The organism is Marinomonas sp. PE14-40 (assembly GCF_051623805.1).
In the GTDB taxonomy this organism is placed as follows: domain Bacteria; phylum Pseudomonadota; class Gammaproteobacteria; order Pseudomonadales; family Marinomonadaceae; genus Marinomonas.
In genome coordinates, this window is the sequence record NZ_CP130700.1 from 861,170 (window position 1) to 884,484 (window position 23,315).

The 23,315-nt window shown below is 38.6% G+C and carries 23 protein-coding genes; 8 read left to right on the forward strand and 15 right to left on the reverse strand.

Annotated elements, in window-relative coordinates:
* Position 1: 1 nt before the first annotated feature.
* The 8 genes from folC to Q0A08_RS04010 form a co-directional block, all read right to left on the reverse strand.
* Complete coding sequence (gene folC, locus Q0A08_RS03975) at positions 2–1,237, reverse strand: bifunctional tetrahydrofolate synthase/dihydrofolate synthase (protein ID WP_438465030.1); 1,236 nt, start codon at positions 1,235–1,237, stop codon at positions 2–4.
* A 4-nt stretch (positions 1,238–1,241) separates the two neighbouring features.
* Complete coding sequence (accD, locus tag Q0A08_RS03980; RefSeq protein WP_438465031.1) at positions 1,242–2,102, reverse strand: acetyl-CoA carboxylase, carboxyltransferase subunit beta; 861 nt, start codon at positions 2,100–2,102, stop codon at positions 1,242–1,244.
* Positions 2,103–2,132: 30 nt separating this feature from the next.
* Positions 2,133–2,942 (reverse strand): tryptophan synthase subunit alpha, encoded by an 810-nt coding sequence (gene trpA / locus Q0A08_RS03985; protein WP_438465032.1) that lies wholly within the window; start codon positions 2,940–2,942, stop codon positions 2,133–2,135.
* Between the two features lies 1 nt (position 2,943).
* On the reverse strand, positions 2,944–4,152 hold the full coding sequence (trpB, locus tag Q0A08_RS03990) for a tryptophan synthase subunit beta (RefSeq protein WP_438465033.1): 1,209 nt from the start codon (positions 4,150–4,152) through the stop codon (positions 2,944–2,946).
* Positions 4,142–4,762 (reverse strand): phosphoribosylanthranilate isomerase, encoded by a 621-nt coding sequence (locus Q0A08_RS03995; protein ID WP_438465035.1) that lies wholly within the window; start codon positions 4,760–4,762, stop codon positions 4,142–4,144. Before Q0A08_RS03995 ends, trpB begins: the two co-directional genes overlap by 11 nt.
* The gene (gene truA, locus Q0A08_RS04000; protein ID WP_438465037.1) at positions 4,746–5,573 is read right to left on the reverse strand and encodes a tRNA pseudouridine(38-40) synthase TruA; all 828 of its coding nucleotides are present in this window, start codon (positions 5,571–5,573) and stop codon (positions 4,746–4,748) included. Before truA ends, Q0A08_RS03995 begins: the two co-directional genes overlap by 17 nt.
* Positions 5,566–7,803 carry a FimV/HubP family polar landmark protein gene (locus Q0A08_RS04005; RefSeq protein ID WP_438465038.1) on the reverse strand — a complete coding sequence of 746 codons (2,238 nt, stop codon included), beginning with the start codon at positions 7,801–7,803 and terminating at the stop codon, positions 5,566–5,568. Before Q0A08_RS04005 ends, truA begins: the two co-directional genes overlap by 8 nt.
* 165 nt (positions 7,804–7,968) lie before the next feature.
* Positions 7,969–8,694, reverse strand: coding sequence for an EAL domain-containing protein (locus Q0A08_RS04010; RefSeq protein ID WP_438465040.1), 726 nt, complete (start codon positions 8,692–8,694; stop codon positions 7,969–7,971).
* A 452-nt stretch (positions 8,695–9,146) separates the two neighbouring features.
* Here Q0A08_RS04010 and Q0A08_RS04015 point away from each other — a divergent pair, with 452 nt between their 5' ends.
* From Q0A08_RS04015 to Q0A08_RS04025, 3 genes are all read left to right on the forward strand, one after another.
* Positions 9,147–10,130, forward strand: a complete 984-nt coding sequence (locus Q0A08_RS04015) for a DUF1852 domain-containing protein (RefSeq protein WP_438465041.1) — start codon at positions 9,147–9,149, stop codon at positions 10,128–10,130.
* Between the two features lie 26 nt (positions 10,131–10,156).
* Positions 10,157–11,209, forward strand: coding sequence for a methionine synthase (locus tag Q0A08_RS04020; protein ID WP_438465043.1), 1,053 nt, complete (start codon positions 10,157–10,159; stop codon positions 11,207–11,209).
* A gap of 218 nt (positions 11,210–11,427) precedes the next feature.
* Complete coding sequence (locus Q0A08_RS04025) at positions 11,428–12,312, forward strand: LysR family transcriptional regulator (RefSeq protein WP_438465044.1); 885 nt, start codon at positions 11,428–11,430, stop codon at positions 12,310–12,312.
* Between the two features lie 405 nt (positions 12,313–12,717).
* On the opposite strand, the gene Q0A08_RS04030 is transcribed toward Q0A08_RS04025, so the two are convergent.
* The 4 genes from Q0A08_RS04030 to Q0A08_RS04045 all read right to left on the reverse strand — a co-directional run bounded on the left by Q0A08_RS04030 (position 12,718) and on the right by Q0A08_RS04045 (position 15,877).
* Entirely contained in the window at positions 12,718–12,894 is a 177-nt protein-coding gene (locus tag Q0A08_RS04030; RefSeq protein WP_438465045.1) for a hypothetical protein, read from the reverse strand.
* 392 nt (positions 12,895–13,286) lie between these two features.
* Complete coding sequence (groL, locus tag Q0A08_RS04035) at positions 13,287–14,933, reverse strand: chaperonin GroEL (RefSeq protein WP_438465046.1); 1,647 nt, start codon at positions 14,931–14,933, stop codon at positions 13,287–13,289.
* A gap of 58 nt (positions 14,934–14,991) precedes the next feature.
* The gene (locus Q0A08_RS04040; RefSeq protein ID WP_046017362.1) at positions 14,992–15,279 is read right to left on the reverse strand and encodes a co-chaperone GroES; all 288 of its coding nucleotides are present in this window, start codon (positions 15,277–15,279) and stop codon (positions 14,992–14,994) included.
* A gap of 130 nt (positions 15,280–15,409) precedes the next feature.
* Positions 15,410–15,877, reverse strand: coding sequence for an FxsA family protein (locus Q0A08_RS04045; protein ID WP_438465048.1), 468 nt, complete (start codon positions 15,875–15,877; stop codon positions 15,410–15,412).
* A 46-nt stretch (positions 15,878–15,923) separates the two neighbouring features.
* On the opposite strand from Q0A08_RS04045, the gene Q0A08_RS04050 reads away from it, so the two are divergent.
* Positions 15,924–16,226 carry an MGMT family protein gene (locus Q0A08_RS04050; protein WP_052702124.1) on the forward strand — a complete coding sequence of 101 codons (303 nt, stop codon included), beginning with the start codon at positions 15,924–15,926 and terminating at the stop codon, positions 16,224–16,226.
* 78 nt (positions 16,227–16,304) lie between these two features.
* Here the strand turns inward: Q0A08_RS04050 and Q0A08_RS04055 are convergent, their stop codons facing one another.
* Positions 16,305–16,787, reverse strand: a complete 483-nt coding sequence (locus Q0A08_RS04055) for a YajQ family cyclic di-GMP-binding protein (protein WP_438465049.1) — start codon at positions 16,785–16,787, stop codon at positions 16,305–16,307.
* Between the two features lie 91 nt (positions 16,788–16,878).
* Between Q0A08_RS04055 and Q0A08_RS04060 the strand changes: the two genes are divergently transcribed.
* The gene (locus Q0A08_RS04060; protein ID WP_438465050.1) at positions 16,879–17,826 is read left to right on the forward strand and encodes a ketopantoate reductase family protein; all 948 of its coding nucleotides are present in this window, start codon (positions 16,879–16,881) and stop codon (positions 17,824–17,826) included.
* 268 nt (positions 17,827–18,094) lie between these two features.
* Positions 18,095–19,297, forward strand: a complete 1,203-nt coding sequence (locus Q0A08_RS04065) for a methyl-accepting chemotaxis protein (protein WP_438465052.1) — start codon at positions 18,095–18,097, stop codon at positions 19,295–19,297.
* Between the two features lie 70 nt (positions 19,298–19,367).
* Here the strand turns inward: Q0A08_RS04065 and Q0A08_RS04070 are convergent, their stop codons facing one another.
* Together Q0A08_RS04070 and Q0A08_RS04075 are read right to left on the reverse strand one after the other, a co-directional pair.
* Positions 19,368–20,201 (reverse strand): CvfB family protein, encoded by an 834-nt coding sequence (locus tag Q0A08_RS04070; protein ID WP_438465054.1) that lies wholly within the window; start codon positions 20,199–20,201, stop codon positions 19,368–19,370.
* 66 nt (positions 20,202–20,267) lie between these two features.
* Positions 20,268–20,831, reverse strand: coding sequence for a DUF1415 domain-containing protein (locus Q0A08_RS04075; RefSeq protein ID WP_438465055.1), 564 nt, complete (start codon positions 20,829–20,831; stop codon positions 20,268–20,270).
* A gap of 200 nt (positions 20,832–21,031) precedes the next feature.
* Between Q0A08_RS04075 and Q0A08_RS04080 the strand changes: the two genes are divergently transcribed.
* Together Q0A08_RS04080 and Q0A08_RS04085 are read left to right on the forward strand one after the other, a co-directional pair.
* Positions 21,032–22,333, forward strand: a complete 1,302-nt coding sequence (locus Q0A08_RS04080) for a DEAD/DEAH box helicase (protein ID WP_438465057.1) — start codon at positions 21,032–21,034, stop codon at positions 22,331–22,333.
* 57 nt (positions 22,334–22,390) lie between these two features.
* Positions 22,391–23,206 carry a substrate-binding periplasmic protein gene (locus Q0A08_RS04085; RefSeq protein WP_438465059.1) on the forward strand — a complete coding sequence of 272 codons (816 nt, stop codon included), beginning with the start codon at positions 22,391–22,393 and terminating at the stop codon, positions 23,204–23,206.
* Positions 23,207–23,315: the final 109 nt, after the last annotated feature.

A 23,315-nucleotide genomic window follows, 5' to 3' on the forward strand; every position in this document is an offset into this window, starting at 1 on the left:
GTTAATAATTTTCTTCGTGGTGAGATATACAATCTGCCACTGTCACAAATGAACCGAAAACAATGATGTTAATATCATCTGTGCCAACTTCCTTGACTGCAGCATCAAATGCTTCAGCAACACTCTTAAACTGCTTAGAGGTGTTTAGATATTGTGATAGTTGGTCTGAACTTGCGCCTCTTGGCCCTTCAAGGTCAGCTAAATACCATTGTTTGAAATCGTCTTTTAGGCAAGTTAACACGGCTTCAATATCCTTATCGTGTAACATTCCACATACTGCAACTGTTTGTTTGTTTGATGCCTTAATACGACGTTGTAACTCTTGTGCGGCTTCAGGGTTATGGGCAACATCAAGTATTATATTAGGGGAAGTCATTAGGGTTTGGTATCGGCCAGTTAAACTAGCATCAAGCATTAGCTTGCTTAGTACTTCGAACTCTAAGTCAAAACCGCAATAACTTAGAATAGCCAAAACAGTGGCAGCATTTTCAACAGGTAAACTAGGTATTGGCAAATCATTGATAGATTGACCATTACCTTGCCAAGACCAAGTGTTATTAGGGTTCAGATTATAGTAAAAGTCTTCCCCTTTTTGCTTGAGATCTGCTCCGATTTCACTTGCCCTAACAGCTAAGCTTTTTGGAGGGTTATTTACACCACTAATTAGCAGTTTTCCCTTTCGTGCAATTCCGACTTTTTCTTGAGCAATTACGTCTAATGAATCACCTAGCCAATCAATATGATCTAGCGATATAGAGGTTACAGCTGCAACATCAGCATCAATCATATTGACTGAATCTAAGCGGCCACCTAAGCCCACCTCTAGCACCCAATAATCCAAGTTTGCATTCGAAAAGATATAAATGGCAGCTAACGTATTAAATTCAAAGTAAGTTAGCGCTATATTGCCTCGTATTTCTTCTATATGCGCAAAAGCTTGGCAAATAATATCATCAGAAACTGGCTCACCATTAATTGCAATTCGCTCATTAAAACGAACAAAGTGTGGTGATGTAAAAGTACCAACACTTAAACCCTTCATACCCAAGAAATGAGTTAAAAAAGTACAGGTCGAACCCTTACCGTTTGTACCGGAGATGGTGAAAATATCATTTTTAGGTCGATCATAATTGAGCTTATCTAATACAGCAGAACAACGATCAAGACCTAACTCAATATTATTTGGGTGCTGACTTTCTATATAAGAAAGCCAGTCAGAAAGAGACTTAGGGTGCATTAAGTTAAGCAGCCTTATTAGTAAGGATAGAAAGAATGTTATATAAACGATCACGTAAATCGTGGCGAGAAATAATCATATCTAGAGCACCCTTATCTAATAGGAACTCACTGCGTTGAAAGCCTTCTGGCAATTTTTCACGCACTGTTTGCTCGATAACACGAGGACCTGCAAAGCCAATCAAAGCATTTGGTTCAGCAACATTCAAATCACCTAGCATAGCTAGAGAAGCAGAAACACCACCAAATACAGGGTCAGTCATAGCAGAAATATAAGGAATACCTTGTTGCTTCATGCGCTCAAGACCAGCACTGGTTTTTGCCATCTGCATCAAAGAAATTAAGGCTTCTTGCATACGTGCACCACCACTTGCAGAAAAACACACAAGAGGAATACGTTTTTCTAAACAAACATTAACAGCTTGAATAAAGCGCTCGCCTACAATTGAGCCCATAGAGCCACCTAGGAAGCTAAACTCAAAAGCAACGGCAACGACAGGCATGCCATTTAGCGTACCTTCCATTGCAATTAGAGCGTCTTTTTCGCCAGTATTCTTTTGAGCTGCAACCAAACGATCTTTATAACGCTTAGAGTCTTTAAACTTAAGCTTATCTTCTGGCTCTAAATCAGCTGCGATTTCAAAACGCCCTTCTTGATCAAGAAATAAATCCAATCGGCGACGCGCACTTACACGCATATGATGATCACACTTTGGGCAAACATCTAAATTCTTTTCAAGCTCTGGACGGTACAAAACATTTTCACATTTCGGACATTTCTTCCAAAGACCTTCTGGTACTGAACTACGAGATTTTGCTTCACTTCTAAAGTTTGAAGGAACAAATTTATCTAGCCAACTACTCATTTAAACTCCAATTCTGTCTTTTAAACTGACTTAAACACTGTCCATGCTGGTACGCATAGGCATTAAGATATCTGATAAAGCTTTAACAACAACATCACTTGATTGTGTTTGGTTATCTGCAATTGCATTTACCAATACACTACCAACAATGACGCCATCAGCACATTGGCTAACCGCTTTTGCTGTTTGGGCATCACGAATACCAAAACCAACACCAATAGGCAGGTCAGTAATTTCTCTTAAACTTTCAACATGTGAGCGAACACTGTCTACATCTAATGCTGCAGAACCAGTAACCCCCTTCACTGACACGTAATAAACATAGCCCGACGCTTGATCGCAGATTTTTTTAGCTCTGCTTTTTGTTGTCGTCGGCGCTAATAAATAAATGAGATCAATATCATTCTGCGAAAAGCATTCTACTACATCTGTCGCTTCTTCTGGAGTCAGATCGACTAATAAAATGCCATCAACACCTGCTTCTTTTGCTGCTTTAGCAAATTTTTCATATCCAAAGAACTCAATTGGGTTCAAATAGCCCATTAATACAACAGGCGTTGTATTATCTTTAGTTCTAAACTCGGCAACTATCTCAAGTACTTTTGCGACAGTAATGCCTGCCGCAAGCGCTCTTTCACAAGCCAATTGAATGACTGGGCCATCTGCCATAGGATCAGAGAAGGCCATACCCAATTCAATAATACTGCTACCAGATGCAACTAAACCATGCATAATATCGACAGTGTGATTAGGACTTGGATCACCTGCCTCAACAAATGGGATCAAGGCTTTTTTGTTAGTGCGCTTTAGTTCGGCAAAGCAATTTTTTATACGATTCATCTTAAACCTCAACCCCATCAAGTTCAGCGACTGTTAAAATATCTTTGTCACCGCGCCCGGATAAATTCACTACAACGATTTGATCTTCATCCATAGTGGCAGCAAGCTTCATACCATAAGCAACCGCATGACTTGATTCGAGCGCTGGCATAATACCTTCTAAACGCGTTAAGTCACGGAAACCGTCCATCGCCTCATCATCATTGATTGCAACATAATTTGCGCGGCCAATGTCTTTTAACCAAGCATGCTCTGGACCAACACCAGGATAATCAAGTCCCGCTGAAATGGAATGCGTACCGCTTATCTGACCGTCTTCGTCAGCCATAATATAAGTACGATTACCATGAAGTACGCCAGGTCGACCCGCTGTTAATGGCGCAGCATGTTCACCTGTTTCAACACCGTTTCCACCAGCTTCAACGCCATACATTGCAACAGACTCATCCTGTAGAAATGGGTGAAACATACCAATAGCATTTGAACCACCACCAACACATGCCACGACAGCGTCAGGCAATCGCCCTTCTTGCTCCATGCATTGAACTTTGGTTTCACGACCAATAACAGCCTGAAAGTCTCTTACCAACTTAGGGTAAGGGTGCGGACCCGCTGCCGTGCCAATGATGTAAAAAGTATCATCAACATGACTAACCCAATGACGCATAGCTTCATTAAGAGCATCTTTAAGTGTTTGTGTACCAGAATCAACAGGAATAACCTCTGCGCCCAGCAACTTCATTCGATACACATTTAAGGACTGACGCTTGATGTCTTCTGCACCCATAAATACTTTACAATTTAAACCTAAACGAGCAGCTACCGTTGCTGATGCGACACCATGTTGTCCAGCACCTGTTTCAGCAATAATATTTGGTTTACCCATATGCTTAGCCAAAAGCGCTTGGCCAATCGTATTATTAATCTTATGAGCACCTGTGTGATTAAGATCTTCACGCTTTAAATAAATTTTTGCGCCGCCAGCTTTTTGAGTTAGTCGTTCAGCAAAATATAAAGGTGATGGACGACCAACATAGTGAGCAAGATCTTTATCAAAAGCTGACTGAAACTCTTCATCTTTTGACATTTTTTCATAAAGTTCAGTTAAATCTTCCAACGCAGCCATTAGCGTTTCAGATACAAAAACACCACCATATTGACCAAAACGACCATTTTGATCCGGTAGGTTATCAGCTATTTTATTGTCCACGTTTAGCTCCAGTAATAAATTGTTGTACTTTATTATGATCCTTAATGCCTTTTGATAACTCAACGCCCCCACTGACGTCGACCGCATAAGGTTGTACTTGTTCTACAGCTTGACGAATATTATTTACCGTTAATCCGCCTGCTAATATGATAGATTTATTGGTATTATTCGGTACCAACTCCCAATTAAAACTTTCACCTGTACCGCCTGGAACGCCTGCTTTATAAGCATCTAAAAGAATAGCGCTAGCATCAGGGTACTTAGTTAACTCTTTGTTAATATCGTCATTAGGCTTAACTCTAAGTGCTTTAATAAATGTCAGCTCATAACTTAGGCACTCTTCATTAGTTTCATCACCATGAAACTGGATAACCCATCGTTTATTGTCGCCGATTACTGATTGGATTAGCTGCTTTTCTGCATTTACGAATAAAGCAACTGGAACAACAAAGGGAGGAAGTTGATTAACTATTTCGTTCGCTTTTGCTGGTTCAATATACCTTGGTGACTTTTCATAAAAAACAAAACCTAAAGCATCTGCACCTTGCTCGCATGCATGCAAAGCATCTTCTAAATTAGTAATACCACAAATTTTAACTCGGCAATTCATAACTAGGCTCTTCAAAATAAGGTAAAAAATGTGGCCCTAATGCTACTTTAGGAACTTTAAATTCTTCTGGGTACTCGGCGTCGACAAAATACAATCCTTCAGGTGGACCAGTAATTCCTCCCTTAGTCCTATCTCTCGCCTCCAATACTTTTCTAGCCCATGATACCTCTTCTTCACCAGCACCAATAGTCATTAAGACACCTGCAAAGTTACGTATCATATGATGTAAAAAAGCATTCGCTCTAATATCTAAAACTATGTATTGACCAGATTGATAAATCTCGAAATTTAAGATAGTTCGAACAGGGGTATGTGCCTGACATCCAACCGCTCTGAATGAACTAAAGTCGTGCTTACCGACAAATACCTTAGCTGCCTGTTGCATCTTAGAAATATCAAGCGACTTATGAGTCCAAGTAACTTCTTTGGACATAATGGCAGGACGAAGAGGACTAGAATAGATAACATAGCGATAACGACGACTGACAGCACTAAAACGAGCGTGAAAACTTGAATGCATATTCGCTGCTGCAACAACAGCGATATCTTTTGGTAGATTAGAATTTACACCTAACGTCCAAGCTTTCTCACTACGCTCAGCGTCTGTTTCAAAATGTACCACTTGTGCACTAGCATGCACACTGGCATCGGTTCTTCCTGCACATACTACCTTTACCGTATGTGCAGCTATTTTAGATAGCGCAGTTTCAAGATATTTTTGTACTGTTGGTACATCGTATTTTTGAGCTTGCCATCCTTTATATTCAGTTCCTTTATATTCAACAACTAACGCGACTTTCTTTTTACTCACTTGGTGACATCCGATCTATCATACTTTGAGACTCTGAAACTTGGGCTTCATTGCCTGAGGTAAGGACATCTTCAAGAATAACTCGAGCACCTTCTTCATCACCCATATCCATATAGGCTCTTGCTAGGTCTAATTTTGTTGCAACTTCATCACCACTGGCATCAAAGAAATCAAATTCCTCTTCTTCATCACTGGCTTCATCGTCTTCTTTAGCATCTTCTTCAGTAAAGCTTGGGACAGCTAAGTCATCGTCAAGATCACTTTGAGCTTCAGTTAAAGACTCTTCAATGCTGTTCGCTAAACTTTCATTTGGATCTTCATCGAAAATAGCAGTTTCATCAATATCGTCTTGTTCTTCTGTATCATTTAACAAATTATTAACGAAATCAGCTTCTTCTGAGTCTTCAACATCATCTTCTTCAAGAATGTCTACAGCTTCTTCAAAGATATTCTCTTCTAATTCGGGCTCAGGCTCAATTGTCGGGATATCTTCTTCATCAACCACTTCAAGATCGTCGACTTCATCTAGATCTAAACCAAAATCTTCTTCAATTTCTTCTTTCACATCATCTAGATCAAGATCATCTGAAAAAGCACTATCGTCAAAGATATCATCCCCAAAGGCTTCATCCCCGAAGGCTTCTTCTTCGACAGGCGTTTCTTCAACAGCCTCATTAGCGTCTAGGTCTTCAGCAAATGGATCATCGGCAATATCCATATCCAAATCTGAATCAATGCTTGCATCATCATCTACAGCACCATCAAAATCGAAAGAGAAAGGATCGTCATCTTCCTCTTCTTTTTCAGGTGTCGGAGTCATTTCAGGAGCCACAGCCTCTGCAAGAGCAACAGGTGCAAGTGATTCGCTAGCTAAATCAAAATCACTTAGCTCGTCACCCTCTTCCTTTTTTTTTCCTGACTTCTTTATTAAGAAGCCTATTAGGAAACCAAATAAGAGTAGAAGTACGGAGGCTATAGACACAAAAATCGGATTCCCAAAGAAGCGATTAACAAAAGATGCCTCTTCAGCCATTTCTTTTTCGCGTCTTAATTGATCAGCTTCTAACAGCTGATCAACGGTATTCTTTTGTTCTTGTAGTGCATTTTGTGCAGACATAAACTGCTGTTGTAACTCAGCAAGTTGAGCATCTTTCAAACTAATGAGTTCTTCAAGCGTGGCTAGTTGAGAGTTTAAATCATTTAACTTTTGCCCCAACTCTACTTTTTCGCGGCTTTCTTTATCTAGATTTTCTTTGGTTGACGATAGCTCTTGCTCTAATTGAGAGATTTTCTCAGAGCTTCCATCATTGGAGCTTGCAGCACCTTCTGGTAATACGCTAGCACCGGCGATCAAAGATAAAGTATCTTCAGAAATCCCACGAACTTTGCTAGCAGGCTTAGAGTTAGCTTGAGTATTTAATTGAGCAGACTCAATTTGCTTTGCTATACGTCCATTTCTTTTTAAGTCCATCCAAGCTTGATTTTGTTTTTCAAACTCTTGCTTGGACATAGCTTTATTGAATAACGCTATCTGTTCTTTTGTAGGAAGCCTTAAGATAGCCCCCTCTTTCATCAAATTAATGTTATTGGCGTAAAAAGCATCTTCATTTAATGCTTGAATCGCCATCATGGTTTGATAAACCGTTAATTGATTATTTGGTTTATTTCGATCAGCTAGTGACCAAAGAGTATTGCCTTGAGATGTAGTGTAAGTCCCTTCTGTAGGCATGGATTCAAGCAAACTACGGGCATCAACAAAAGTCGTTCTATTTATCGTATTGTTAGCTTTGGCAACCTTACTAGATTGCACAACTTCACCACCACTACTCTCCACCAACACACTTTCTTTTAAAGGTACCTTGTAGCCGCGCACCACTTTACCGCTTGGCCATCTAGCAGAAAGAACAAAGTCTAGGTTTTCGACATCAAGTTTATCGCGACTAACAACATCAATAACTAATTTACCATTTGATGGTTGTCTTACCTGGAATCTTAGGCGAGATAGAATTCTATTAGGAACAATTTCAGCTTGTCTAAATTCACTTTCACTTCCAAGCCGAATACGGACTTCGTTTGGTTTTAGCGCATTTACATCTAATAATTGGATTTCAGCTTTAAAAGGCTCATCTGCCTTAGATATGGCGGTTAGCTCGCCAAGTTCTAGAGCATGTGCCGACGTAATGGATAGTGTGCTTGCCACAGCGATACTAACGAGCGTCTTCTTGAGCATAAGCTTCCCTTATTTCACCAAACTACTAATCAAAAGTATCATAAGTATCTTACAGGGATAGGGATTTATCAATAGCTTTAGAATCAATGGTTTGGCTAATCTTTGCGATTGGGCAAATACAAGCCAGTTTCCATTCTTTTTTTCGCCTGATTGTTGATATTTTAATCAAGGTCGCTGAATAAACTGAGGTTTGTATAAAAAACCTTGCACATAATCGACACCTAACTCTCTAGCAAAAGCGAGATCGCTCTCAGTCTCTATCCCTTCTAATACAATTTTCTTATCTGATTGTCGTCCAAACTCGATCATTTTTTTGGTAAAAAGCATAAAGCGCTCATCATCCGCTTTTTTTACTACATGCTTATCCAATTTAATAACATCGACTAACTGCATCACAGAAACAGATATCATAGATTTTGGATTACACAAATCATCAATTGCAGTCCCAATATCATAAGCAGCTAAGGTTTCAATCATAGACAAACTCATTAAGGCATCATTAAGCTCTGAGTTTTCAATTAACTCCACCATCACTTGATTGTGTTTATGAGAGCGTATCAACTGAACAAATGGGTTTTCTATCCCTGTCACACCACTTGCAAAAAAAGCGTCCTGATCCAAATTAACAAAGATTGTCTTATCTAATGGAGCATGCTCAAGTTGAATCTTTTTTTGCTCATATTCCACTTGATAAAGACTCAGGAGATTATGATGCAATGAAGCATAGACTAGATCTGGCCTTAAAGACTCGCCTGTTGCAGTATAAAATCTTGATAACGCTTCATAAGCAATAATTTCATCTGTTGAAACACAAACGATAGGCTGATATTCAACCCCGTAACGCTTATTCTGCAACAGATCCAACACCAACTGATTACTTAATGAACTCATCCAAAATCCCAACTAAATCAATATTCTATCCTTATAGATAGTAACAAACACTTACCTTAATGACACTCATTCTCACAAAAAAAGCTCCGCTATTCACAAGCATGATAAGTTAGGTCAAAAAGTTAATGCTTTCTATCTCGATGTTTATATTCGTCCTACAACATCCCGTCATACACAATATCAAAATGTCACAAAGCAATTTTCAACAAGCTGTATCCCCTTTCACAACCTCCAACCCTTAATTTAAAAAATTATCTTTCAAACAGTTCAACTACAAACCCATGAGCGTTAATCATAAATCGATGAAATAAAATCGATTTTTTTAATACTTAGAAACATTTATAAATTACACATCACTCCAAACAAGACAAAAAGCAGTACATGTTTAACCAAGATACTACTTATGTTTTAAAAGCAAAAATTAGGGCCACCTAGAAAGAATTGGATATCTAATGAAGATTAATAAAGAGTTAAATTTTACCATTAAGAGCATTTATCTAGATGAGAATTACCAACCATCTGACAAAACACGCCTAACAACCAACTTTGCAAACTTAGCAAGAGGGGATCACCGACAGCAGAATTTGCGTAAAGCCTTAAGTATGATAGATAGCAGATTTAATTCCTTAGCTTATTGGGATAATCCAAAAGGCGTTCGCTATTCTATCGAGCTTGAAATTATTTCCGTGGATATAAATATTGATAGCAGCGATAAAAGCTTCCCATCTATTGAAGTATTAAAAACGAATATTCTAGATAATCAGACAAACGAACGGACTGAAGGCATAGTAGGAAACAACTTCTCTTCTTACGTGAGAGATTATGACTTTAGTGTTTTATTGCTCGATCACAATAAAACTCAAAGCAAATTTAGCATCCCAAATAATTTTGGTGAACTACACGGTCAACTCTTTAAGTGTTTTGTGAACTCAAACACTTATAAACAGCACTTCAACAAAGCACCGGTTATATGCTTAAGTGTTTCAGATAACAAAACCTACCATAGAACTGAAAACCAACACCCTCTTTTAGGCTTTGAATACCAGGCCAATGAAACATCTTTAACTGAGCAATACTTCAAAAAAATGGGCTTACAAGTTCGTTATTTTATGCCACCAAACAGCGTTGCACCGTTAGCATTCTACTTCGTTGGTGATTTACTTAACGACTATTCCAATCTGGAGTTGATAAGCACAATCAGCACAATGGAAACATTTCAAAAAATTTATCGACCTGAAATCTATAATGCCAATGCTGTTGCGGGAAGCTGTTACCAACCAAACTTAAATAATTTAGATCATTCATTAACTCAAATTATTTATGACCGTGAAGAGAGAAATAAATTGGCAATTAAACAAGGAAAGTTCGCTGAAGAGCACTTCATCAAACCATTTAAATCAAAACTTGAGCAATGGTCAGCTAATTACGCCCTTTAATCTATTCAAATTTAGTTGTATTTATTATGAAAAATAACACACACAGAACACTGTTACCGACCTCGACTGCGGGCAGCTTACCTAAACCATCATGGTTAGCTCAACCAGAAACATTATGGTCACCTTGGAAACTAGCAAATAAAGAATTAACTGATGGTAAACATGATGCTTTACGCATCTCATTACATGAGCAGCAACAAGCTGGCATTGATATAGTGAGTGATGGCGAGCAGACTCGTCAGCATTTCGTTACCACATTTATTGAAAGTTTAACGGGTGTAGATTTTGAAAATCGTCAAATCGTAAAAATTCGTGATCGGTATGAGGCTAGCGTCCCCACTGTTGTAGGTGAAGTGTCTAGACCTAAATCTGTATTTATTGAAGATGCTAAACTTTTGCGAAAGCAAACCAGCAAACCCATTAAATGGGCACTACCTGGTCCAATGACAATGGTAGATACCTTGTATGACGATCATTATCACAGCCGTGAGAAGCTAGCCTGGGAGTTTGCAAAGATACTTAACCAAGAAGCAAAAGAGCTAGCAGCCGCTGGTGTTGATATTATCCAATTTGATGAACCTGCGTTTAATGTATTTTTTGAAGAGGTGAATGATTGGGGAGTCACCTGTTTAGAAAGAGCGATAGAAGGGCTCAAATGTGAAACGGCTGTTCATATCTGTTATGGCTACGGCATTAAAGCCAATACCGATTGGAAAAATACATTAGGATCAGAATGGCGCCAATATGAAGAAGTATTCCCAAAACTACAGGCATCAAATATTGATATTATTTCATTAGAGTGCCACAACTCACAGGTTCCAATCGAGTTACTTGAGCTTATTCGCGGAAAGAAAGTCATGGTAGGTGCCATTGATGTTGCAACTAGTATTATTGAAACACCAGAGGAAGTCGCTCATACCCTTCGTAAAGCACTTAAACACGTCGATGCAGATAAGCTCTACCCTTCCACAAACTGTGGTATGGCGCCTTTATCCAGGCAAATCGCTAGAGGCAAATTGGCAGCATTGAGTGCTGGAACTGAAATAATAAGAAAAGAGCTTTTATCTACCATTAATTAATAAATCAATATATGGGGCTTACTTTTGTGAATTTAGAATAAGCCCTTAACTCTTCAACCTTCAAACCTTCCTCAAAGTGACCACCTTACTCAGGACAAGTCACCGATACATTATAAGCAGAAAATAAAGCACTAAGCTAAAATCAAAATGAAATTAATGATACTATTTATGATATCGATGAATAATACTCATAATAATACATTAAATTGGAGCTAAAAGTGCTCGAAAGAATCCACTTAGAGATACTAACAGCAATAAAAGAGCACGGCACATTAACTAAAGCGGCAGATACTTTACACCTATCTCAGTCCGCCTTAAGTCATAGCATTAAAAAGCTAGAAGGTCAGATAGAAACCCCTATCTGGAAGAAAGATGGTCGTAGCTTACGCCTAACGCCAGCCGGAGATCGAATTCAAACCCTCGCCAATAGAGTGTTACCGCAATTCTCCTACACTGAGCTATTACTCAAACAAATTGCTAAAGGTGAAGCCGGCGCATTGCGTATTGGTATGGAATGCCACCCTTGCTACCAATGGCTATTAAGAGTTATACAGCCCTATTTGGAGCAATGGCCTGATATAGATATGGATGTTAAACAAGAATTTCAATTTTGCGCTTTAGGAGCATTGCTAAGTTACGAAATTGATGTACTTATTACACCAGATCCTCTCTATAAACCCAAAGTAGAATACATACCTGTCTTTGACTATGAACATAAGCTTGTTGTGAGTGAGTCTCACAAACTTGCAAATCAAGCATATGTTTTGCCCGAGCAACTAACTCAAGACGTTTTATTTAGCTACCCTGTCGAACCTGAAAGACTTGATGTTTTCAGCCAGTTTCTCAGTCCTGCAAAGTGCACAGTAAAAAAGCATAAATACATTGAAACAACCGAAATCATGTTACAGATGGTCGCAGCAGGTCGAGGTGTTTGCGCACTCCCAGGCTGGCTAGTAGATGAATACGCTAAATCAATGCCCATTAAAAGCATTCGTTTTGGAGAAAAAGGGATCAATAAGCAAATCTTTGTTGGTATCCGTAAAGATGAGCAGCATATTAACTACCTTAAGGATTTCATATCCCAAGCAAAAAAAACAAAATAAATTAGTTTTATAGGCATAAAAAAAACCGAATACAAATATTCGGGCTTTTATAAGGCTTCGGGTTAAGAAGTAAGAGTGTTACCTCTGTCGGGTAAGAAGAAGCCATTGCTGACTCCCCCTCCCCTAAGAACTGTACTTGCGAGTTTCCCCGCATACAGCTCAAGCCTTTATAAGTCTAAAAAAACATTAGACCAGCAGCGCTGACTTCCAAGAATTAAGATCTTTACGAAGAGAAAAGACTGTTAGACTTCCTAACAATTTTACACTTCTATCTTCGATAAAATTAATAAGACCAACATCAGATAATAAGAACACTTCATCTCTTGAACAGATTTTACGAAGATCATCCCAATTATTGACGAACTCTTGGACCCTATCCAACGTCACATCTTCTTTACTTAAGATTCACTGATTTTTTCGAAGAGCATTTCTGCCAGCAACCGTGATATCAAAATAACTATCACTTTGTTTAAACAGATATCCTGAAGAAATTAACTCATTAATAAGTAACAACTCCATTTCAACTTCAAAATCTTCTTTATTATAAACCTTTAGTAACAATTCTAAGTTTTGATTTTGCAAGACAACAAACCTCCGCCCTTAATATATAGAAAAGGGTCCGCTCCAAGGGGAATAAGAAAACGCTCCTTACTTTCTTAAGAACATAAATATAGACATTTCTATATTTTTCAAGTGCATATTTTCACCTGCAGTGCAATTGTCGATGGAAATTTGAGTGCAACAACACCAGATTATCCATTTTTTCACTCCACCTTTATGACGTTCTATAACATGGTGAATATTCCATCCTGTTTCCTTCGTCATAAGTTGCTTGCAACATCAATGCGAACGCTTTGATAACCTATAAGCTTCACCTACTACCACACTTAAGTGACGAAAAAATTGCACTTCACAAAAAAGGCCCCGCAACTAGTTGCGAGGCCTTTCTTAGATAGCTAGTTTGGGGAGATGAATTACATCATGCCGCCCATACCACCCATTCCGCCCATGCCACCCATATCAGGCATAGCAGCAGCTTCTTCTTTCGGGATATCAGCGATCATAGCTTCAGTTGTGATCATAAGACCAGCAACAGAAGATGCAGCTTGAAGCGCTGAACGAGTAACTTTAGCTGGATCTAGGATACCCATTTCTAGCATGTCACCGTAGTTACCAGTTGCAGCATTGTAACCATAGTTACCTTCGCCTTGCTTAACTTTATCAACTACAACAGAGGCTTCATCACCTGCGTTTGTTGCAATCTGACGCATAGGCGCTTCCATAGCGCGAAGCGCTAGTTGAACACCAACATCTTGGTCTTCGTTGTCAGTTTCGATAGCAGAAACAGTTGAAAGTGCGCGAACAAGTGCAACACCACCACCAGCAACAACACCTTCTTCAACTGCTGCGCGAGTTGCATGAAGAGCATCATCAACACGTGCTTTTTTCTCTTTCATTGCAATTTCAGTCGCTGCACCAATCTTGATAACAGCAACACCACCAGCAAGCTTAGCAACACGCTCTTGAAGCTTCTCTTTATCGTATTCAGAAGTAGAAGATTCAATTTCAGCACGAATTTGAGCTACACGACCTTGAATTGTCGCTTCGTTACCAGCACCGTCAACAATCGTTGTGCTTTCTTTGGTCAAAGTAACACGTTTAGCTGTACCTAGTTGCTCTAGAGTCGCTGTTTCTAAGCTCATGCCAACTTCTTCAGAAATCACTTCACCACCTGTTAAGATAGCGATATCTTGTAGCATTGCTTTACGACGATCACCAAAGCCAGGCGCTTTAACTGCTGCAACTTTAACAATACCGCGCATGCTGTTTACAACTAGGGTTGCTAACGCTTCACCTTCAACATCTTCTGCAACGATCAATAGAGGGCGAGATGCTTTAGCCACGCCTTCTAGAATAGGAAGTAGATCACGGATGTTAGTGATTTTTTTGTCGACCATAAGGATGAATGGGTTTTCCAAATCAGCACTCATAGTTTCTTGGTTGTTGATGAAGTAAGGAGACAAATAACCGCGATCAAACTGCATACCTTCAACAACATCTAACTCATCATCAAAGCCAGAACCTTCTTCTACAGTAATAACACCTTCTTTACCAACACGCTCCATTGCTTCAGCAATAATTTTACCAACGCTTGAATCAGAGTTTGCAGAGATAGTACCAACTTGCTCTACTGCTTTAGTATCTGCACATGGCTGAGATTGTGAAGCAATTTGCGCTACAACGGCTTGAGTTGCTTTATCGATACCACGCTTAAGATCCATTGGGTTACGACCCGCAGCAACAGATTTGAGACCTTCAGTAACAAGCGCTTGAGCTAGAACAGTCGCAGTAGTTGTACCATCACCAGCAACATCATTCGCTTGTGAAGCAACTTCTTTAACCATTTGAGCGCCCATGTTCTCAAAACGGTTCTCTAATTCGATTTCTTTCGCTACAGATACACCATCTTTGGTTACTAGAGGCGCGCCGAAAGATTTTTCGATTACTACGTTACGGCCTTTTGGTCCAAGAGTAACTTTTACGGCATCAGCCAAAACATTTACGCCTTTAAGCATTTGCTGGCGAGCGCTATCACTAAACTTAACTTCTTTAGCAGACATCTTTTTTATTTCCTAAAATTCGGTTATTTATTATTTATTTACGTATTAGGCTTAAAACTTAGCCAATAATGCCGTAGATCTCTTCTTCTTTCATGATCAAAAGTTCTTCACCATCTAGTTTGATGGTTTGACCTGAGTACTGACCAAAAACAACAGTTTCGCCCACGCTAACAGCTAGTGCAGCAACTTCACCATTTGATTGAATACGACCAGTACCTACTGCAACAACTTCACCTTGTGTTGGTTTTTCAGTTGCTGAACCTGGTAAAACAATACCAGAAGCTGTTGTTGTTTCTTCTTCTTTACGACGGACAACAACACGATCGTGTAACGGACGAATATTCATTGATCTTTTTCTCCAATATTAAATCAATACCAAGTTACCCTGGTTTTTTTAAAGCCTACCTAAAAGCAGGAGTTTGTTACTGTTTTTGATAATGAGGCTGTCAAAATACTTTTCAACCCCATAACTAAAATTATTTTTTATCTAGCATGTCTTTGTCTTCATTACGGTATTCACCTTCAAAGGTGTCACCACCTTGATCGAAAGCTGAACCGTTTTTATTCCAAGCAGCATGCATATTGACACGACTACTGATGAATTTAACCAAAAATATAGCTGCGATACTTTTACGGAACATAGGCAATAATAATAGAGCACCTATCGTATCTGAAACAAAGCCAGGAACAAGCAAACAGACACCAGCCAGACCAAGCATAAGCCCTTCTAACATTTCATTAGCTGGCAACGCACCTTGGCGAATTTTTTCTTGAGCACGCATCATGGTTTGCGCACCTTGCTTTCGAATAAGATTGACGCCTAAAATGGCGGTTAAGAAAACTAAAGCAATTGTTGTTAGCGTTCCAATTTGACTTCCCACTTCGATTAAAAGCATCATTTCGATAATTGGAAATAATATAAAAACAATCAGTGCAATTCGCATATTTACCTTCTCTTAAACATTCTTTATTTCTATGTAAGGCCGAACCATGAGTAATCAAGCAATGGAGCAGTTTAAATTAATATTATTCACTCAATTACATCACATACCTAAAGGTGAGTTAATTACTTATGGTGGTCTAGCAAAACGTTCAGGGCAAGCTAATTATGCGAGGCAAGTTGGCAGGATACTCAAAATGCTACCTAAAGACACAGAGCTACCCTGGTTTAGAGTCGTTAAATCTAACTTTGAGATCGCTTTTGAACAAGACTCTGACGCTTACAACAGACAAAAAGCCCATCTTGAGGAGGAAGGCTGGCTAATAAAAGGGCAAAAGATTAAAAAAGCTTAGTGCTCTTTTTTACCCATACTTAATTAAGATATAAAAAAACGCACCTACAAGGTGCGTTTTTATTCAGGTCACAACAACTTAGTCTCTGAAGTTAGTGAACTGTACTGGCACATCAAGTTCTGCACCTTTAAGTAACGCCATCACTTGTTGTAAATCGTCACGCTTTTTACCTGTAACACGCAACTGCTCACCTTGAATTTGAGCTTGAACCTTTATCTTTGCGTCTTTAATCATTTTAACCATTTTTTTTGCTGCAGGGGCTTCGATTCCCTCTTTAACAGTGATTGGCTGGCTAACACGCATATTACCTAAAGTTGCATCACCTCTTTCAAGGGATTTAAGGTCAATTCCACGCTTAACCATTTTTTGAAAAAGCATTTCAAACATTTGCTGAAGCTGCGGTTCAAATTGCGCTTCCATCACAATTGATTTGTCTTTGACAACAAACTTAGCCTCTACACCCTTAAAGTCATAACGGGTACCAAGCTCACGGTTAGCTTGATCTACAGCATTTGACACTTCGTGCCAATCAAGTTCATTTACCACATCAAAAGAAGGCATTTTTCACTCCTGTCATTTTAAATCTTATTAATTGCGGCGATAATACCAGTAAATCTTATTAATTACAGTGATTTATACAGGATTATTAACTTTGAATGTCGACAACGAAAATTGGTTGATCATAGGTGCTGGTGCAATTGGTTTACTCTGGTATAGCAAACTTGCTGACCTTAAAATCAATGTCACGCTATTACATAGAAATAATCAAAAGCTTGAGTCATTGACTGTCGAAGACGGGAATGATGTTAGACATTATCCACTCCAAGAACAGAGTGATAAGATTCTTAATTCTACTTTTAGCAGAATGGCTCCCCCTACCCACAACTCATTTAATCGCATTTTGTTTTGCACAAAATCTTTTGACCTTATCAGTGCCTATCAAGAGAACATCAGCAAAATTAGTCATGACGCCATAATATTCACGCTATGTAATGGCATGGGCGCACAACAACAACTTGCTATGTTAATTAATAAGACTCAGACCCTATTTATAGGCACAACAAGCGAGGGAGCATTAAAGCTCGGTGTCAATCAAATTAAGAAAACAGGCTCAGGTGATATTCATATTGGAGCTCTGGATCACTCTGAATTACCTCCCAAACCTTTTTTATCATTTTATCATGCAGATATCGGAACTAAACTTTATTCCAAACTCGCTGTTAATGCTGTCATTAATCCACTAACTGCTTTTTTTGATATCAAAAATGGTAATTTAGCGGATGACAAGTTTGCACCCTACTATTTAGCTTGTCGCGATGAAGTTTGTCGCTTTTTAGCAACAAAAAAATTTAATCAGTTAGAGCTGTCAGGATTAATCGATCTAGTGGTAAAGAATACCAGTAAAAACAGATCATCTATGTTGCAAGACTTTTCTTCCCATCGCCAAACCGAAATTGACTACATTAGTGGTTTTCTGATCAATGAAGCAGATAAATCCCAAATACAACTCCCTATACAGTCCTTTTTGCATGTTTGTATTAAGAAAAGATACGACCACAATAATAAACTCGATGAATTCGATAAACTCATCACCTTTTAGTAACTAAAACAAACATCTGTTGAATCGATTGATAACAACAATTCAGTTCAGAATGCGAGCAATTTATTTCAAATGTCACATAGTGAAATTTTAATACCGTATATTCGTCTTTATTAATTGATAAAAAGCATAGGTCTATTTAGAGTTAGTAAATCTTAGTGCAAGTCTGTAGCAAGACAACTTTGATTTACTACCGATAAGAATATTTAGAATAGGTTGAAATAGATTTATGGCTGACGTAAAAATTGGGTGGAGAGACCGCATTTTAATGAATATTAGTTTAGAAACTAAATTCATTTTACCTTCCATCTGCGCATTATTATTGACACTCTTCCAACTTTACCAACACTACCAACTAGAATCACTACTTCAGGAAAACCAAATAGCCTATGATGCAATGTCATCATCAAGCCTTATCATACTTAGTACTGTAGCGATCGTTTTTATCTTTTTACTGGCAATATCCATTGCTCAAAATATTATGCCTCTATTGCAACATATCATTCGTGTGATGCAGCAAATTGAAGCTGGCGATCTGAATCAAAGAATAGGTTTTTCTGGTAGCGATGCCTTTGGGTTAATTGGTGGCGCTGTTGATAGCACGATAAATAAACTTGTGAAATTAATTGAGTCTGTTTCCATCGCCTCCAAGCAGGTCGCGAACCAAACGAAAGAAATTGATCGGCTTTCAAATTCATCACAGAGCCACCTTTCTGGACAACATGAAGAATTAGTACGCTGCTCTGATGCTGTTCTACAATCCACTCAAACAGCGAATGACTCAGCAGAGTATTCAGAGAAAGCAGACGAAGTGGCTCAAAATTTACACGGCAATATGCAAGAAGTTAACACTCAATCTGAAGAGCTCATTAAATTAATGGTGCAATTAAGCATTGAAATGCAAAGTTCATCTAAAGCAAGTAACGAGTTAAGAAACACCTCTCATGAAGTCAAATCAGTGCTAGATGTGATTAATGGTATTTCAGAGCAAACGAATTTACTGGCATTAAATGCTGCTATAGAAGCTGCACGTGCTGGTGAAGCGGGTCGAGGCTTTGCCGTTGTTGCTGATGAAGTTCGTGGGTTATCTGTTAGAACACAAGAAGCAACGATTGAAATTCAAAGTATGATTGAGAATTTGGAAAAAACATCTGAAGAGCTGGTTCATAAAGTCGAAAGTGGCGCTAAAGAAGTTCAACACATATCTGATAATGTAAATGGCTCTAAAAGCAAATTGACTCAGATGACTGAACTTATTAAAACCTTGGCAGATTTAAACAGTGAAAGCGCACGCTCAGCAACCGCTCAACGAGAAGCATCAGATAAGATGTACCATGATGTTAAGCAAATTCAAGAAAGATCTGAATCTTGCCTACAAAACATGAATGACATAATAAACTCCAAGGCAGTTCTTGTAGATACAGCTAGTCACCTTGAAGTTGCACTAGATGAATACAATCACAAACGTTAGTTACAAAACCTTCGCATTAAAAAAGGCTATGTCATCACAACATAGCCTTTTTTATTAGCCTAAAACTGAGTTAAAGCTTAGTTACCTTTTCTTTAGTCAGTAATATTTTCTTGTCCTTATAAAGTGCCCCTAACGCTTTTTTAAAGGTCGCTTTACTTACTTTAAATACGGCGTAAATCGCTTCTGGGCTACTTTTATCCGTAATTGGCATCTCGCCATTGTGATCATCAAGGTATTGAAGAATGTCACCTAAAATACCCGTCACCTTTTTATAGCCAACTTCTTGTAGACTGATATCAATTTTACCATCATCTCGAACACGCTTGATAAATGCAGTAACCTTTTCACCTTTACGTAATTGGCGAAAAGCATCTTCAAAAAACAAAACACCCCAAAAACGGTTATCAATAACGCATTTAAAGCCAATGTTTGTTTTATCGCCAATAATTGCTTGAACTTTTTCGCCAGCTCGATAAGGCGGCTCTTCGCGGTTTAATAAAGCATCTACACGTGTTGTTCCGACCAAACGATTGGTGTTTTGGTCAAGGTAAACAAACATTAAGTGGGTATCACCCTCTTCTATTGTGTTCTTCTGTTGGCTAAATGGAACCAATAAATCTTTAGGTAAACCCCAATCAAAAAATGCACCTACACGGTTATTTGCAACGCAAGTTAGTGCAGCAAACTCACCAACTTGCGCTTTAGGCACAAGAGTGGTGGCGATTAATTCATCTTCAGAGTCAAGGTAGATGAAAACTTCTAATTCGTCCCCAACTTTAGTGCCTTGAGGTACATATCTTTTTGGAAGCAATACGTCACCAAACTGGTGGGCATCTAGATACATACCAAAATCTTTTTCTCTTATTACGGTCAATGTCTGTTGACGACCTATTGTAGCAGCCATGAATACTCCGGCATTTTATAAAAATTTAAACCTATTTTGATTGCTCATTAGCAATCAATTAATCGTTTACTCTGCGCTTTCAGGCTTTAAACAAGACTGTAAAATGGTCTCTACTTTCTCGAGTCCCATCTCTTCCATTAAAGCAATGTTATCATCAGGAATAGTGGTAGTGTCGCCGTAAAACTCTATGGCTTTCTCAACACTTGCCTCTCGCAGCAAATGAATCATTGGGTAAGGCGAGCGATTGGTATAATTTGAAACATCATCTTGCTCAACACCATCAAAACAATAATCTGGATGGAAAGTCGCCACTTGGTAAACGCCTTCACAGCCTTGTTCAAACATGATGTCTTCTGTCATTGCTACAAAATCCAGGTAGCTTTCAAAATCATTAAACAAAGTCGGGAAAACCACCAAGCTTGTTTCTGTCTCAGGATTCTCATCTAACCAAGCAATTTCGGCCATGAGTTCTTCAAGAGCAATACCTGTCTTTTTAGACCTAACAACAGATAGACGAATAGAATCGCGCTCTACTTCACGTTTAGCAAAAGGACACACATTAAGATCAACGATAAAAGATGTTACCCATTTTAATGTTTGCTTGCTTACCAACTCATCTGAGTTTTGCATTTCATTACCTCTAACAATTATGTGGGCATTTTAGTGGATTTGTCCTGCATGGGTCTAATAATCTTTCAAACAATTACACTGTTTTAATATAATAATAAGCTCTGGTGTCTCATTTACATTAGATATGCTGATTTAGCCCAAAAAAAAGGGTATTATCCGCAACCTTATTTAGCCAGATCAAACCATTATAGAGACCATTAATGTCCTTTTCAGAATTAGAATTAGATCCAACCATTGAGCAAGCCATCATTCAACTTGGCTTTAAAGAACCGACAGAAATTCAAAACCAAGCAATTCCTGTATTAATGGACGGAGAAGATTTATTAGCAAGTGCACCAACAGGAACAGGTAAAACCTTGTCTTTTTGTGCACCTGCGGTACAGCATATTCTTGATCGTGACGAAGCCTCTACTAATGCGCCTAAAGTATTAATTCTCGCACCCAGTCGTGAACTAGCTCGCCAAATATACAACTTGGTTCGTGAACTATTGATACATACTCGCATTCAGCCACAATTAATTGTTGGTGGTACACCTTATGGAATGCAACAGCAGCAACTTAGCGAAGATTGTGACATCTTGGTCGCAACACCAGGGCGTTTAAAAGAGCTTGATGACAAGCAATGGCTTGATCTGAGTGATGTAAGCTACTTTGTCATTGATGAAGCTGACCGTATGCTTGATATGGGATTTGCAGACACAATTACCGCTCTGGTAAAAGAACTGCCAAAAAACCGCCAAACAGCAATGCTATCGGCAACTCTAGATGGCGATAAACTAGGTCAACTTGCTGAGAAAATTTTTCAACAAGAACCTGAAACGCTTCAGATCAATGATTCAACACGCACTGTCCCCTCACAAATAAAACAAGTTGCTTACCGTGTTGATGATGACGCACACAAAGAAGCTATTGTTAAACACCTACTAAAACAGGAAGGTGTACAACAGGCCTTACTTTTTGTTTCGAACCGTGACCATGTTGATGTTTGGGTTAATAAAATCCGTGCATTACACATCATGTGTAGTGGTTTGCATGGTGAAATGAAACAAGGCGATCGTAGTGAACATATGAAACAAATGCAAAAAGGACGACTTCAAGTTCTAGTTGCAACAGATGTGGCTGCACGTGGTATTGATTTACCAGAGATTAATACTGTTATTAATTTACGTTTACCTCAAAAATCAGATTCTTATGTTCATAGAGCGGGTCGAGCATCTCGTGATGGAAACCCAGGCACGTGTGTTTCTTTAGTCGACAGCACTGATCTAGCAATGATGGAAAAAATTCAACGCTATATGCAATCATCGATTAAGTTTGGTCGCATTGAAGGCTTAGAAGCAAAAACAAAAGTCCGTTCACCTGCAGCTAAAAGCAAAAAGAAAAAAGCACCAAAGCTTGATAAAAAAGCAGTAAAAGCAGCGGCAACCGCGGAAGAGAAAAAGCAACGCAAGATTCAGCGTAAAATCAATCTTCAAAAAATGAAGAAAGCGCTGAAGGATTAATCATTAATCGTAAGCGAGAATGTAGTCTCATTCTCGCCACCTATTTGATCTAATGCCATGATTCGTTATTTAGTTATTTGTTTATCATTCTTATTAACAGTAGAAGTTCACGCAGAAGCAACAAAGGTGCGTTTAGTGACTTCGCAGTTTGCTCCGCTTCAGTATGGTAACGACAAGGCTCAAGGTTATGTGGTCGATTTATTAAATAAAATTAAACCCATATTACTAAAAAAACACAATATTGAATTAGGTAACATTGAGTTTTTTCCTTGGCGACGAGCGTTGCAAATCGCTACTAATGAAAAAAACACTCTCTTTTTTTCATTATCCAGAACTGAAAAAAGGGAGAAGCAATTTAATTGGATTGCTGAAGTCTCACCTTATCGTCAAGCTATTTTCTCTCTATCAAAAACAAATAAACCATCTGTGGATCAAACACTTAGTAGTTGGGATGAACTTGTTCATTCCCATCGAATACTAGCAATCCAATCAGGTAGTCAGTTGCAAAATTATGTTTCGAATGACTTAGACATGCTTGATGAGCAACTTTATCCCGTCCCCCATTATTTAATCGCGATAAAAATGTTGTTTGCTGGACGTATCGATTTCTTACCACTAACAGAGTTTTTAGCAAAAGGGACTCTTTGTCGTAGCGGCTATCCAAGTGAGCGACTTAAACATAATTTCACTATAAATGAATTTGCTAACCCTTTATGGGCTGCCTACAGCCGTAAAACGGATAAAGACATTATTGACTCAACTCGATATGAAATGCTAAAAATCAGTCAGTCAGACTGGTATCAAAAACATCAAGAAGAAGTTATATCTAACTGGAATCAAGAGCAGTGTCGAAACCTTGCTAGAGCAAACTGATTCGCTTTTTGTAAAAAGCGAAGATTAATTTATCCGATACAAACAAAGATTCAGAAATATAAAAAAGGCATTCAATTGAGATTGAATGCCTTTTTTATATATTGTAAGA

Excerpts from the sequence above, each read along its gene's own strand:
- folC (WP_438465030.1), bottom strand. The coding sequence starts at position 1,237 with ATGCACCCTAAGTCTCTTTCTGACTGGCTTTCTTATATAGAAAGTCAG.
- accD (WP_438465031.1), bottom strand. The coding sequence starts at position 2,102 with ATGAGTAGTTGGCTAGATAAATTTGTTCCTTCAAACTTTAGAAGTGAA.
- trpA (WP_438465032.1), bottom strand. The coding sequence starts at position 2,942 with ATGAATCGTATAAAAAATTGCTTTGCCGAACTAAAGCGCACTAACAAA.
- Q0A08_RS03995 (WP_438465035.1), bottom strand. The coding sequence starts at position 4,762 with ATGAATTGCCGAGTTAAAATTTGTGGTATTACTAATTTAGAAGATGCT.
- Q0A08_RS04005 (WP_438465038.1), bottom strand. The coding sequence starts at position 7,803 with ATGCTCAAGAAGACGCTCGTTAGTATCGCTGTGGCAAGCACACTATCC.
- Q0A08_RS04010 (WP_438465040.1), bottom strand. The coding sequence starts at position 8,694 with ATGAGTTCATTAAGTAATCAGTTGGTGTTGGATCTGTTGCAGAATAAG.
- Q0A08_RS04015 (WP_438465041.1), top strand. The coding sequence starts at position 9,147 with ATGAAGATTAATAAAGAGTTAAATTTTACCATTAAGAGCATTTATCTA.
- Q0A08_RS04020 (WP_438465043.1), top strand. The coding sequence starts at position 10,157 with ATGAAAAATAACACACACAGAACACTGTTACCGACCTCGACTGCGGGC.
- groL (WP_438465046.1), bottom strand. The coding sequence starts at position 14,933 with ATGTCTGCTAAAGAAGTTAAGTTTAGTGATAGCGCTCGCCAGCAAATG.
- Q0A08_RS04040 (WP_046017362.1), bottom strand. The coding sequence starts at position 15,279 with ATGAATATTCGTCCGTTACACGATCGTGTTGTTGTCCGTCGTAAAGAA.
- Q0A08_RS04045 (WP_438465048.1), bottom strand. The coding sequence starts at position 15,877 with ATGCGAATTGCACTGATTGTTTTTATATTATTTCCAATTATCGAAATG.
- Q0A08_RS04050 (WP_052702124.1), top strand. The coding sequence starts at position 15,924 with ATGAGTAATCAAGCAATGGAGCAGTTTAAATTAATATTATTCACTCAA.
- Q0A08_RS04055 (WP_438465049.1), bottom strand. The coding sequence starts at position 16,787 with ATGCCTTCTTTTGATGTGGTAAATGAACTTGATTGGCACGAAGTGTCA.
- Q0A08_RS04065 (WP_438465052.1), top strand. The coding sequence starts at position 18,095 with ATGAATATTAGTTTAGAAACTAAATTCATTTTACCTTCCATCTGCGCA.
- Q0A08_RS04070 (WP_438465054.1), bottom strand. The coding sequence starts at position 20,201 with ATGGCTGCTACAATAGGTCGTCAACAGACATTGACCGTAATAAGAGAA.
- Q0A08_RS04075 (WP_438465055.1), bottom strand. The coding sequence starts at position 20,831 with ATGCAAAACTCAGATGAGTTGGTAAGCAAGCAAACATTAAAATGGGTA.
- Q0A08_RS04080 (WP_438465057.1), top strand. The coding sequence starts at position 21,032 with ATGTCCTTTTCAGAATTAGAATTAGATCCAACCATTGAGCAAGCCATC.
- Q0A08_RS04085 (WP_438465059.1), top strand. The coding sequence starts at position 22,391 with ATGATTCGTTATTTAGTTATTTGTTTATCATTCTTATTAACAGTAGAA.